The organism is Pseudomonas sp. KH_027 (genome assembly GCF_057838565.1).
Genome location: NZ_CM174470.1, coordinates 1,710,123 through 1,723,074, shown reverse-complemented (window position 1 = coordinate 1,723,074; position 12,952 = coordinate 1,710,123). Strand labels below are relative to the sequence as shown.

Genomic DNA, 12,952 nt, shown 5'->3' with positions numbered 1-12,952 from the left:
GCTATCGGCTATCGGTAGGACGGGATGTTGATTGGCCTGCGCTGGATTGTTGGGCTTCGGGCAGCCCAACCCAACCCGCGCGCCAACCACGGCAATTCACGGGATAAAACGCCGCGCTGGCTGAGGCGGTTTTCACCACGCCAAAACGCACGACGCCCGCCGTGGCATCAAAGCCAGGCGGGCGTCTTTTGCGCAAGCGCGTTACTGCAGATCAGATCGCCGTGGCGCCGCCATCCACTGCCAGTGCCTGGCCGGTGGTAAAGCTTGCACCGTCGCAGCACAGATAGAGCACGGCCGCGGCGATTTCCTCGACCTTGCCGATGCGTCCGACCGGGTGCATGGCGGCGGCGAAATCGGCTTTCTTCGGGTCGGCCTCATGGGCGCGGCGGAACATGTCGGTGTCGATCACCGCCGGGCAGACCGCGTTGACGCGGATTTTCTTCTTCGCGTACTCGACCGCGGCGGATTTGGTCAGGCCGATCACCGCGTGCTTGGAGGCGCTGTAGATGCTCATCTTCGGCGCCGCGCCGAGGCCGGCGACCGAAGCGGTGTTGACGATGGCGCCGCCACCCTGGGCCAGCAGCAGCGGCAACTGGTACTTCATGCACAGCCACACGCCTTTGACGTTGACGCCCATGATCGCGTCGAACTCGGCCTCGCTGCCCTCGGACAGCCGGCCCTTCTCGATTTCGATACCGGCGTTGTTGAAGGCATAGTCCAGGCGACCATAGGCCTCGATCACGCCGTCCATCAGCGCCTTCACTTCGGCGTCCCTGGTCACGTCACAGCGGATGAATGTCGCCTCGCCACCCGCGGTGCGGATCAATGCAACCGTGCCTTCACCGCCCGCCGCATCGACATCGGAAATCACTACCTTGAGGCCTTCGGCAGCGAACGCCTGTGCGCACGCGCGGCCAATACCAGCGGCACCGCCGGTGACCAGGGCAACCTGGCCGGAGAAGGTCATGCTCATTTATCTGTCCTCTGCTGAGTGGGAGTCGATTGGCGCCCAGTCTAGCCACCCCGGGGAATCTCGTGGCAGCACTATTACAAGCCGCGCTATGGGCTTATCCAAAAAATTGATAAAGCCACCGGACGCTCCATCACTCGGATGGATAAAGCCCCATTCCGCACGACAGCAAACCTTGCTCGATCGGCCCGGGAGGTTTATCACCGAAGCTTTCCCGCCATTGAGTGCCTGCCATGCCTGTCCAACTCAACCGTCAGTTCCTGCTTGCCCAGCGTCCGGTCGGCCTGCCGAGCCGCGACACCTTCAGCTACGTGGAAACCACGCTGGGTGAACCCGGCCCCGAGCAGATTCTGGTCAAGAACGAATACCTGTCCCTCGATCCGGCCATGCGCGGCTGGATGAACGATGCCAAGTCGTATATTCCGCCGGTCGGTATCGGCGAAGTGATGCGCGCGCTGGGCGTGGGTAAAGTCATCGCCTCGCAGAACGCCAAGTTCCCCGTCGGCACCTACGTCAACGGCGCCCTCGGTGTGCAGGATTACTTCCTCGGCGAGCCGAGAGGCTTCTACGCCGTCGACCCGAGCCGCGCACCACTGCCGCTGTACCTCTCGGCACTGGGTATGACCGGCATGACCGCCTACTTCGCCCTGCTTGACGTCGGCCAGCCGAAAGCCGGCGACACCGTGGTGATTTCCGGCGCCGCCGGCGCGGTCGGCAGCGTGGTCGGGCAGATCGCCAAAATCAAAGGCTGCCGCGTGGTCGGCATCGCCGGTGGCGCGGAGAAATGCAAGCTGCTGATGGACGAGTTGGGCTTCGACGGCGTCATCGACTACAAGAACGAAGACGTGCATGCCGGCCTCAAACGCGAATGCCCGAAAGGCGTCGATGTGTATTTCGATAACGTTGGCGGCGACATTCTCGATGCCGTGCTGACGCGCATCGCACCGAAAGCCCGCATCGTCATCTGTGGCGCGATCAGTCAGTACAACAACAAGGAAAACGTCAAAGGCCCGGCCAACTACCTCTCGCTGCTGGTCAACCGCGCGCGCATGGAAGGCTTCGTGGTAATGGATTACGCGGCGCAATTCGCCGACGCGGCGAAAGAGATGGGCGGCTGGATGGCCAGCGGCAAGCTGAAGAGCAAGGAAGACATCGTCGACGGCCTGGAGACTTTCCCGGAAACCCTGCTGAAGCTGTTCAGCGGGGAAAACTTCGGCAAGCTGGTGTTGAAAGTCAGCTGAGTCGGAAAGAACAAACGGCAGCCGCGTCTGCCGTTTTCCCGTTCCTGCGTTATGCGCATGCACCTGCACCTGCACCGCTGACTACGCCTTTTTCCTGCTTCCATTACGTCCTCCTGAAAATAGATCAGAAGGTGTAAACCTTATTCAGGACGGGACAGCCGCAACAAAAAAGGGCAGTCCGCGGACTGCCCTTTTCATTCGTGCCGGTTGTCTTACTGGTACTTGGCGTGGAAGTTCTTGATCGCCGCTTCCGGCTTTTTCTCTTCCTTGGCCAGCACGTAAACCACGCGCTCGCTCTTCGGACCGCCACCCACTTCTACGTAGCTGAAGGTCGGCTCGCCGATCTTGGCCATGTCGACCATGTCGCCGTAACGGCTGAACACGTAGATCACGTTTTCTTCGCGAATTTCGCCATAGAAGGGGTATGCCGGAGCCAGGCTGACATTCCACAGGCGGCTGGCGGCAATCGCCTCCAGGGTTTTGCTCTGGTCTTCAGCGGCCAGCGCCAGGACGATGTTGCGGTCGAAGTTATCCTTCTTGCCCAGCGCCTTGGTGTACGGCGCTTTGCCGGTTTGCAGGAACTGGCTGAACACCGCGTAATCATCAAACAGGTACAACTCAGTTTCCGTACGCACCTGGTACCAATCGGTATTGTTCTGTACCACGTCCACGGCTTTGCTGCTCGCCGGCTTGACGGCCGTCACAGCGGTTGGCGTAGTCGTACTGCATGCAGCCATTGCTGCGGCGAGCAATGCGATGGATACGGGTTTGATGAAACGCGGTTTGATGAAAGACATAGCAACTCCTGCTCAAGAAAACACTGGCTTGCAAAACTGCCTGAGTTCCGTGACGGAGGAATTAAATCTTTATGTATGAATGATGACAGGCGTCATGAGCAGCAGCCTGTCAGTTCCGGGAATAACCCAGCGCGGTGCCGGGTTCAGGCCAGTTCCGCGACCACCGCCGCCAGCGCCTGCGCCGGGTTGGCAGCCTGGCTGATCGGCCGGCCGATCACCAGATAGTCGGAGCCGGCGTCCAGCGCCTGGCGCGGCGTGAGGATGCGGCGCTGATCGTCCTGCGCGCTGCCGGCCGGGCGAATCCCCGGTGTCACCAGTTGCAGGCCCGGGTGCGCGGCCTTCAAGGCTTGGGCTTCCAGGGCCGAGCAGACCAGGCCGTCCATCCCGGCTTTGGCCGCCAGAGCGGCCAGGCGCAGCACCTGCTCCTGCGGCTCGATATCCAGGCCGATACCGGCCAGATCCTCGCGTTCCATGCTGGTCAGCACGGTGACGCCGATCAGCAGCGGCTTGGGCCCATTGAGTTTATCCAGGGTTTCGCGGCACGCGGCCATCATCCGCAGACCACCGGAACAGTGCACGTTGACCATCCACACACCCATTTCCGCCGCGGCTTTCACCGCCATCGCCGTGGTATTCGGGATATCGTGGAATTTCAGGTCGAGGAATACCTCGAAGCCCTTGTCGCGCAAGGTCGTGACGATGTCCGACGCACAGCTGGTGAACAGCTCCTTGCCGACCTTGACCCGGCACAGCCGCGGGTCCAACTGATCGGCCAGCTGCAACGCGGCTTCACGGGTGGGAAAATCCAGGGCGACGATGATTGGAGTCTGGCAGGCGGACATGGTCGGGCTCTCAGGCAAGTCGAAATCGGCGCGCATTGTAGCGCAAGCGCCCACATTGCGGCTTGCCCGGCGATCAACAGCTTGACTGGCTTCACCCGGCCTACCGCCGCTAAGGCAGATGGTGCAAGGTAAATGCGGTCATGAAACCGCCCAGGGTGATCAGCCCGGTCAACGCATGGGTGCTTTCGAACGCCTCCGGGATCAGCGTATCGACCAGCATGCACAACACCGCACCGGCGGAAAAACCCAGGGCAAAGGCCAGCCAGCCGACATCCAGATCGCCGAACAATGCCGGCCCCGCCATCGCCGCGAAACCGCTCAACAACACAATGCTGCCCCACAGACCGAACACATAGCGCCGGCTGCTACCGCCGGCACGCAGGCCGGCAGCGCTGGCCAGGCCCTCCGGCAGGTTGGCGAGAAAGATCGCCACCAGCATCACCAGGCTGACCTGCCCGCCATCCAGCAGGCCCAGCCCCAAACCCAGGGACTCGGGAATCCCATCCAGAAACGCCCCGGCGGCGATCAGCAGCCCCACCAGGGAACTGGCATTGGCCCGATGCCTGGCCTCCAGCCGGTCCAGGCCCTTGCTGGCGAGCACGAAGGCCACCCCACCCGCGAGCAAACCCATGAGCGTCGGCCCCAAGCCACCGAGGCGTTCGGCCTCGGGGATCTGCTCGAAGCACAGCGCCGCGATCAGCACCCCGCTGCCATAGGCCATCACCGCCGCTACGACTTGCTTCGGCAAACGCCAGAACAGGCCAACCGCCGCGCCGATCAACAAACCACTGGCCGCCAACCAGCCCCAAAGACCGGCTTGCAGGGTTTCGGATTGAAACATGCGCGCTTCCTTTATCAGCAAGCGCCGAGACTAACCGGGATTGACCGAAGTGTCAGGCGATCGGCACGCCGATGACCGCGATCGACACGCCGGTTTGGCCAAGGGTGGGTCGGAGCGGGCATACTGGGCGCCGTTCCCGCCTACCCCTTAAAGTCCAGTTTCCCGGCATGCGCATTCACGTCACGTTTATCGACCGCGTTGGTATCACCCAGGAAGTGCTCGCCCTGCTCGGCGGGCGCAACCTCAATCTGGACGCGGTGGAGATGATCCCGCCCAACGTCTACATCGACGCGCCGACCCTCAGCCCCAGCGTGCTGGATGAACTGCGCGATGCCTTGTTGCATCTGCAGGGGGTGCAGGCCGTGCATGTGGTGGACATCCTCCCCGGCCAGCGCCGACGCCTGCAACTCGACGCGCTGCTGGCGGCCATGGCCGATCCGGTGCTGGCGGTGGATGGCTCCGGCCATGTGCTGCTGGCCAATCCGGCGTTGATCGCCCTGTGTGGCCGCGAACCGGCCGGTGAGCCACTGACGGCGCTGTTCGACGACCCGGCCTTGCAGTCCACGCTGATCGAACACGGCTTTCGCCTGCCGATGCGCGAAGTCTCGCTCAAGGGCCAGGCCCTGCTGCTCGATGCCATGCCGATTACCGATGGTGGCGCCGACGACCGACAGCAATTGGCCGGCGGCCTGCTGACCCTCTATGTGCCGAACCGTATCGGCGAGCGCCTGGCGGCCCTGCACCACGACCATGCCGAGGGCTTCGATTCGCTGCTCGGCGACTCACCGCCGGTGCGCACCTTGAAAGCCCGCGCGCAGCGCATCGCCACCCTCGACGCGCCCCTGCTGATCCAGGGTGAAACCGGCACCGGCAAGGAGCTGGTCGCCCGCGCCTGCCACGCCCTCAGCCCGCGTTGCAATGCGCCGTTCCTGGCCCTGAACTGCGCGGCCCTGCCGGAGAACCTGGCCGAAAGCGAATTGTTCGGCTACGCCCCCGGCGCCTTCACCGGCGCCCAGCGCGGCGGCAAACCCGGCCTGCTGGAACTGGCCAACCAGGGCACGGTGTTCCTCGACGAGATCGGCGAAATGTCGCCCTATCTGCAAGCCAAGCTGCTGCGTTTCCTCAGCGATGGCAGCTTCCGCCGGGTCGGCGGCGACCGCGAAATGAAAGTCGATGTACGCATCCTCAGCGCCACTCACCGCAACCTGGAAAAGATGGTCGGCGAAGGCAGCTTCCGCGAGGACCTGTTCTATCGCCTGAATGTGCTGAACCTGGAAGTGCCGCCGCTGCGCGAGCGCGGCCATGACATCCTGCTGCTGGCCCGGCACTTCATGCAGCAGGCCTGCGCACAGATCCAGCGCCCGGTCTGCCGCCTGACGCCCGGCACCTACCCGGCCCTACTGAGCAACCGCTGGCCGGGCAATGTGCGGCAACTACAGAACGTGATCTTCCGCGCGGCGGCGATCTGCGAAAGCCCGCTGGTGGATATCGGTGACCTGGATATTGCCGGCACCTCGGTGGCGCGCCAGGCCGATGGCGAAGTCGGCAGCCTGGAAGACGCCGTCGAGGGTTTCGAACGCGGCCTGCTGGAAAAGCTCTACACCAGTTACCCCTCCAGCCGGCAACTGGCCGCGCGCCTGCAAACCTCGCACACCGCCATCGCCAACCGGTTGCGCAAATACGGAATTCCCGGCAAAGGCTGAGGAACGGCTCAGGCTCCGCCGCGCTGCGGCCATGCACCATGGATCGCTACCCTTGGCCGCGCGTTGAGAGTTTCTTGGGTTCTTATTGAATAGGCCTAGCAGCCGTAGCGAAATCAATACATCGTAACGAAATCGTAACGACCAGCCACACACCCGCCCCTCCTAGAGCCTCTGTCGCAATCAGGTAAAAGCGACACGTCGAGCTGTAGTGATTTCGCTACAGTCGAGTTATTCAAAACCACTCAAAAAATAACATAAACCATTGATATTTATATATAAATACAGAATGGCACCACCCTTGCTTACAGTACTCCTCAATTAGGTTCGCTGCCGTCCCGCACGCGCGTTCCAGCAACGCCCGTCGCCTAGAAACGGGCGAATCCGACCACTTGAGGAGTTCCCATGAGCGAATTACGTTTCACCACCGAACACGAATGGCTGCGCCTGGACAATGACGGCCTGGTGACCGTGGGGATTACCCCATTCGCTCAGGACGCCCTCGGTGACGTGGTGTTCGTGCAATTGCCGGAACTGGGCGCTCACCAGGCTGGCGTCGAAGTTGCCGTGCTGGAGTCAGTGAAGGCCGCCAGCACCATCGCCATGCCGCTGGCCGGCGAGATCGTCGAAGTCAACGCCGCGCTGGAAAACAGCCCGGAAACCGTCAACCAGGATGCCCTCGGGGCCGGTTGGTTCTTCCGCATGCAAGTTAAAGACAGCGCCGCCCTGGCCAACCTGCTCGACCAGGCGGCCTACGACCGTCTGCTCAACGCCAACGCGCAAGCCTGAGGATCAGCCCATGACCATCGCCCTCGACACCCGTGACGAATTCATCGCCCGCCACATCGGCCCGCGCGTTGCCGATATCAATGCCATGTTGCAGCAGCTGGGCTATGACTCCCTGGAAGCCATGAGCGCCAGCGTCATCCCCGACAGCATCAAGGGCACCAGCGTGCTCGACCTTCCGCAAGGCCTCGGCGAAGCCCAGGCCCTGGCTGAAATCCAGGCTATCGCGGCGAAGAACCAACTGTTCAAGACCTACATCGGCCAGGGTTACTACGGCACCCACACACCGGCGCCGATCCTGCGCAACCTGCTGGAAAACCCGGCCTGGTACACCGCCTACACACCCTACCAGCCGGAGATTTCCCAAGGTCGCCTGGAAGCGCTGCTGAACTTCCAGACCATGATCTGCGACCTCACCGGCCTGCAGATCGCCAACGCCTCGCTGCTCGATGAAGCCACCGCCGCGGCCGAAGCCATGACCTTCTGCAAGCGCCTGTCGAAAAACAAGGCCAGCCAGGCGTTCTTCGCCTCGCGCCATTGCCACCCGCAAACCCTCGATGTGCTGCGCACCCGCGCCGAGCCGCTGGGTATCGACGTGGTGGTCGGCGATGAGCGCGAGATCGGCGATGCCTCGGCCTACTTCGGCTGCCTGCTGCAATACCCCACCAGCGGCGGTGACATCTTCGATTACCGCGAACTGGTGCAGCGTTTCCATGCCGCCAATGCCCTGGTGGCCGTGGCCGCCGACCTGCTGGCCCTGACCCTGCTGACCCCGCCGGGCGAGTTCGACGCCGACGTGGCCATCGGCAGCGCCCAGCGCTTCGGTGTACCGCTCGGCTTCGGCGGCCCGCACGCCGCCTATTTCGCCACCCGCGACGCGTTCAAGCGCGACATGCCCGGCCGCCTGGTCGGCGTGTCGATCGACCGCCACGGCAAGCCGGCGTTCCGCCTGGCCATGCAAACCCGCGAACAACATATCCGCCGCGAAAAGGCCACCAGCAACATCTGCACCGCCCAGGTGCTGCTGGCCAATATCGCCGGCATGTACGCCGTCTACCACGGCCCGCAAGGCCTGAGCCGGATCGCCAAGCGCGTGCACCGGCTGACGGTGATCGCGGCCGAAGGTCTTACCCAGCTCGGCCAGACGGTCGAACAGACGCACTTCTTCGACACCCTGACCCTCAGCACCGGCACACGCACTGCCGACCTGCACGCCAAGGCCCGCGCCCAACAGATCAACCTGCGTGAGATCGACGCGCAGCAGCTTGGTCTGTCGCTCGACGAAACCACCACCCAGGCCGATATCGAGAACCTCTGGGCGCTGTTCGCCGACGGCCAGAGCCTGCCGGACTTCGCCGCCCTGGCCGCGTCCGTCGCCAGCCGCCTGCCGGCCGCGCTGCTGCGTGAGTCGAGCTTCCTGCAGCACCCTTCATTCAACCGCTACCACTCGGAAACCGAGTTGATGCGCTACCTGCGCCGCCTCGCCGACAAGGACCTGGCGCTGGACCGGACCATGATTCCGCTGGGCTCCTGCACCATGAAGCTCAACGCCGCCAGCGAGATGATGCCGATCACCTGGGCAGCCTTCGGTGGTTTGCACCCCTTCGTGCCGGCCGAACAAAGCCAGGGTTATCAACAACTGACCGACGAACTGGAAGCCATGCTCTGCTCGGCCACCGGCTATGACGCCGTGTCCCTGCAGCCCAACGCCGGTTCCCAAGGCGAGTACGCCGGCCTGCTGGCGATCCGCGCCTATCACCTCAGCCGTGGCGACGATCAGCGCGACATCTGCCTGATCCCCTCTTCCGCCCACGGCACCAACCCGGCCACCGCCAACATGGCCGGCATGCGCGTGGTGGTCACCGCCTGCGACGCACGCGGCAACGTCGATGTCGAAGACCTGCGCGCCAAGGCCCTTGAGCACAAGGAGCGCCTGGCCGCCTTGATGATCACCTACCCGTCCACCCACGGCGTGTTCGAGGAAGCGATCCGCGAAATCTGCGCCATCGTCCACGACAACGGCGGCCAGGTGTACATTGACGGCGCCAACATGAACGCCATGGTCGGTCTCTGCGCACCGGGCAAGTTCGGCGGCGACGTCTCGCACCTGAACCTGCACAAAACCTTCTGCATCCCCCACGGCGGCGGCGGCCCGGGCGTCGGCCCGATCGGCGTCAAGTCGCACCTGATCCCCTTCCTGCCCGGCCACGGCCACAGCGCGCACAAGCAAGGCGCGGTCAGCGCCGCGCCCTATGGCAGCGCCAGCATCCTGCCGATCTCCTGGATGTACCTGAAGATGATGGGCGGCGAAGGCCTCAAGCGCGCCTCGCAACTGGCGATTCTCAGCGCCAACTACATCGCCAGCCGCCTGGAAGAGCATTACCCGGTGCTCTACGCCGGCGGCAACGGCCTGGTCGCCCACGAATGCATCCTCGACCTGCGCCCGCTGAAAGACAGCAGCGGCATCAGCGTCGACGACGTGGCCAAGCGCCTGATCGACTACGGTTTCCACGCACCGACCATGTCCTTCCCGGTGGCCGGCACCCTGATGATCGAGCCGACCGAGAGCGAATCCAAGGAAGAGCTGGATCGCTTCTGCGACGCCATGATCAGCATCCGCGAGGAAATCCGCGCGGTGGAGCGTGGCGAGCTGGACGGTCAGGACAACCCGTTGAAGAACGCCCCGCACACCGCCCAGGAACTGCTCGGCGAGTGGCCCCACGCCTACAGCCGCGAACAGGCCGCCTACCCATTGGCGAGCCTGGTGGAAGGCAAGTACTGGCCGCCGGTGGCGCGGATCGACAACGTCTACGGCGACCGCAACCTGGTCTGCTCCTGCCCGTCGATCAGCGAGTACGAAAACGCCTAACGCAAAGTTCCGATGGGTTTTGCAGCTCCGCAGGGTGGATGACGCTTTTCTCATCCACCGCTCCCACCTCCACCGCGGCCTGCGCAACGGTGGATGAACAGAGCGTCATCCACCCTATGTTGGTTTTACGTAGCCCGAACGTGCCCGTGGTCAGGTCGCCGGGTTGTACGTGCTTGCGGGTCTAAGCTGACTAGATAACCGTAGGGTGGATGAGGCCTTTTTCATCCACCGCCCACCATCTCCGTAACGGTGGATGAACAGAGCGTCATCCACCCTACCCGAGGCCTTATGTCACTCAGCGTTTTCGACCTGTTCAAGATCGGTATCGGCCCCTCCAGCTCCCATACGGTCGGGCCGATGCGCGCGGCTGCGCGCTTTGCCGAAGGCCTGCGGCGCGACGACCTGCTACAGCCCACCGCCACGGTGAAAGTGGAGCTGTATGGCTCCCTCGGCGCCACCGGCAAGGGCCACGGCAGCGACAAGGCCGTACTGCTCGGCCTCGAAGGTGAACACCCGGACACGGTGGACACGGCGGGTATCGACGCGCGCCTGGCCACCATCCGCAGCGCCGGCCAACTCAACCTGCTGGGCGAGCATGCAATCACCTTCGTCGAAAAACAGCACCTGGCGATGATCCGCAAGCCGCTGGCCTTCCATCCCAACGGCATGATCTTTCGCGCCTTCGATGCTGCCGGCCTGCAGATCCGCAGCCGCGAGTACTACTCGGTCGGTGGCGGCTTCGTCGTCGACCAGGATGCCGCCGGTGCCGACCGGATCGTCGAGGACACCACGCCGCTGACCTACCCGTTCAAGAGCGGCAAGGAACTGTTGGCCCACTGTGCCGAGCAGGGCTTTTCCTTCAGCCAGTTGATGCTGGTCAACGAAAGCGCCTGGCGCCCGGAAGCGGAAACCCGCGCCGGCCTGCTGCGCATCTGGCAGGTGATGCAGGACTGCGTCGAAGCCGGCTGTCGCAACGAAGGCATCATGCCCGGCGGGCTGAAGGTCAAACGGCGTGCCGCCGCACTGCACCGGCAACTCTGCCAGCACCCCGAGGCCGCGCTGCGCGATGCGCTGTCGGTGCTCGACTGGGTCAACCTCTATGCCCTGGCGGTCAACGAGGAAAACGCCAGCGGCGGACGGGTGGTGACCGCGCCGACCAATGGCGCCGCCGGCATCGTCCCGGCGGTGCTGCACTACTACACGCGCTTCATCCCCGGGGCGAACGACGACGGCGTGGTGCGCTTTCTGCTGACCGCCGCGGCCATCGGCATTCTCTACAAGGAAAACGCCTCGATCTCCGGCGCGGAAGTCGGCTGCCAGGGCGAAGTCGGCGTGGCCTGTTCGATGGCGGCCGGGGCGCTCTGCGAAGTGCTCGGCGGCACCCCGCAGCAGGTGGAAAACGCGGCGGAAATCGGTATGGAGCATAACCTCGGCCTGACCTGCGACCCAATCGGCGGGCTGGTCCAGGTGCCGTGCATCGAACGCAATGCCATGGGCTCGGTGAAGGCCATCAACGCCGCGCGCATGGCCCTGCGCGGCGATGGTCAGCACTACGTCTCGCTCGACAAGGTGATCCGCACCATGCGCCAGACCGGCGCCGACATGAACAACAAGTACAAGGAAACCGCCCGGGGCGGCCTGGCGGTCAACATCATCGAATGTTGATGCATTCATAGCATCCCGTAGGAGCGGGCCATGCCCGCGAAGGCCCTTCCAGCAAGCGCATCGCGGGCATGGCCCGCTCCTACAGATCACATTTTCTTTTAGCTCTGGAGCGAACCATGACCACCGAAACCCTGGCGAAAACGCCACTACACGCCTTGCACCTGGAGCTGGGCGCACGCATGGTGCCGTTCGCCGGCTATGACATGCCGGTGCAATACCCGCTCGGCGTGCTCAAGGAGCACCAGCACACCCGCGAGCAGGCCGGCCTGTTCGACGTCTCGCACATGGGGCAGATCATCCTGCGCGGCGAAGGTGCGGCCAACGCCTTGGAAAGCCTGGTGCCGGTCGACATCGTCGACCTGCCGGTGGGCATGCAGCGCTACGCCATGTTCACCAACGCCGAAGGCGGCATCCTCGACGACCTGATGGTGGCCAACGCCTACGACCACCTGTTCCTGGTGGTCAACGCCGCCTGCAAGCATGAAGACCTGGCCCATCTGCAAAAAAACCTGGCCGGCCAGTGCGAAGTCGAAGCGCACTTCGACCGCGCCCTGCTCGCCCTCCAGGGCCCGGCTGCCGTCAAGGTGCTGGCGCGCCTGGCGCCGGAAGTCGCGCAGATGACCTTCATGCAGTTCGCCCGCGTGGCCCTGCTGGGCGTCGACTGCTTCGTCAGCCGCTCCGGCTACACCGGCGAAGATGGCTTCGAGATCTCCGTTCCAGCCGAACACGCAGAAAAGCTGGCACGTAGCCTGCTGGCCGACCCGCACGTGCAACCCATCGGCCTCGGTGCGCGCGACTCGCTGCGCCTGGAAGCCGGCCTGTGCCTGTACGGCCATGACATGAACAGCAGCACCACGCCAATCGAAGCCGGCCTCGCTTGGGCCATCTCGAAAGCGCGGCGGGCGGGCGGCGCACGGGCCGGCGGTTTCCCCGGCGCCGAACGCATCCTCGCGCAGCAGCAGAACGGCGTACCGAGCAAGCGCGTCGGCCTGCTGCCGCAAGAGCGCACACCGGTACGTGAAGGCAGCGAGATCGTCGATGCCGACGGCACGCTGCTTGGCCAGGTTTGCAGCGGCGGTTTCGGCCCGACCCTGGGCGCGCCGCTGGCCATGGGCTACCTGGACAGCGCCCACGCCGCGCTGGACAGCGTGGTCTGGGCGGTCGTGCGCGGCAAGCGCGTGCCGATGAGGGTCGCCAAAACGCCGTTCGTGCCACAGCGTTATTACCGCGGGTAAGCGCCG

General features: G+C 64.2%; 10 protein-coding genes. 6 read left to right on the top strand and 4 right to left on the bottom strand.

What is annotated here, in order from left to right; all coding sequences use genetic code 11:
• Positions 1-211 precede the first annotated feature (211 nt).
• Positions 212-973, bottom strand: a complete 762-nt coding sequence (locus tag AC3IYG_RS08095; RefSeq protein WP_489313270.1) for an SDR family oxidoreductase — start codon at positions 971-973, stop codon at positions 212-214.
• Between the two features lie 230 nt (positions 974-1,203).
• Between AC3IYG_RS08095 and AC3IYG_RS08090 the strand changes: the two genes are divergently transcribed.
• Positions 1,204-2,211 (top strand): NADP-dependent oxidoreductase, encoded by a 1,008-nt coding sequence (locus tag AC3IYG_RS08090; RefSeq protein ID WP_489313269.1) that lies wholly within the window; start codon positions 1,204-1,206, stop codon positions 2,209-2,211.
• Positions 2,212-2,423: 212 nt separating this feature from the next.
• Here the strand turns inward: AC3IYG_RS08090 and AC3IYG_RS08085 are convergent, their stop codons facing one another.
• From AC3IYG_RS08085 to AC3IYG_RS08075, 3 genes are all read right to left on the bottom strand, one after another.
• The gene (locus AC3IYG_RS08085; protein WP_489313268.1) at positions 2,424-3,008 is read right to left on the bottom strand and encodes a hypothetical protein; all 585 of its coding nucleotides are present in this window, start codon (positions 3,006-3,008) and stop codon (positions 2,424-2,426) included.
• Positions 3,009-3,151: 143 nt separating this feature from the next.
• Positions 3,152-3,850, bottom strand: a complete 699-nt coding sequence (gene pyrF / locus AC3IYG_RS08080) for an orotidine-5'-phosphate decarboxylase (protein WP_489313267.1) — start codon at positions 3,848-3,850, stop codon at positions 3,152-3,154.
• Positions 3,851-3,959: 109 nt separating this feature from the next.
• On the bottom strand, positions 3,960-4,691 hold the full coding sequence (locus tag AC3IYG_RS08075; protein ID WP_489313266.1) for a ZIP family metal transporter: 732 nt from the start codon (positions 4,689-4,691) through the stop codon (positions 3,960-3,962).
• A gap of 167 nt (positions 4,692-4,858) precedes the next feature.
• Between AC3IYG_RS08075 and AC3IYG_RS08070 the strand changes: the two genes are divergently transcribed.
• From AC3IYG_RS08070 to gcvT, 5 genes are all read left to right on the top strand, one after another.
• The gene (locus tag AC3IYG_RS08070; RefSeq protein WP_489313265.1) at positions 4,859-6,394 is read left to right on the top strand and encodes a sigma-54-dependent transcriptional regulator; all 1,536 of its coding nucleotides are present in this window, start codon (positions 4,859-4,861) and stop codon (positions 6,392-6,394) included.
• Between the two features lie 402 nt (positions 6,395-6,796).
• Entirely contained in the window at positions 6,797-7,180 is a 384-nt protein-coding gene (gene gcvH, locus AC3IYG_RS08065; RefSeq protein ID WP_489313264.1) for a glycine cleavage system protein GcvH, read from the top strand.
• A gap of 10 nt (positions 7,181-7,190) precedes the next feature.
• Positions 7,191-10,046, top strand: coding sequence for an aminomethyl-transferring glycine dehydrogenase (gene gcvP / locus AC3IYG_RS08060; RefSeq protein ID WP_489313263.1), 2,856 nt, complete (start codon positions 7,191-7,193; stop codon positions 10,044-10,046).
• 288 nt (positions 10,047-10,334) lie between these two features.
• On the top strand, positions 10,335-11,711 hold the full coding sequence (locus tag AC3IYG_RS08055) for an L-serine ammonia-lyase (protein WP_489313262.1): 1,377 nt from the start codon (positions 10,335-10,337) through the stop codon (positions 11,709-11,711).
• A gap of 116 nt (positions 11,712-11,827) precedes the next feature.
• Positions 11,828-12,946 carry a glycine cleavage system aminomethyltransferase GcvT gene (gene gcvT / locus AC3IYG_RS08050; RefSeq protein ID WP_489313261.1) on the top strand — a complete coding sequence of 373 codons (1,119 nt, stop codon included), beginning with the start codon at positions 11,828-11,830 and terminating at the stop codon, positions 12,944-12,946.
• Positions 12,947-12,952 lie beyond the last annotated feature (6 nt).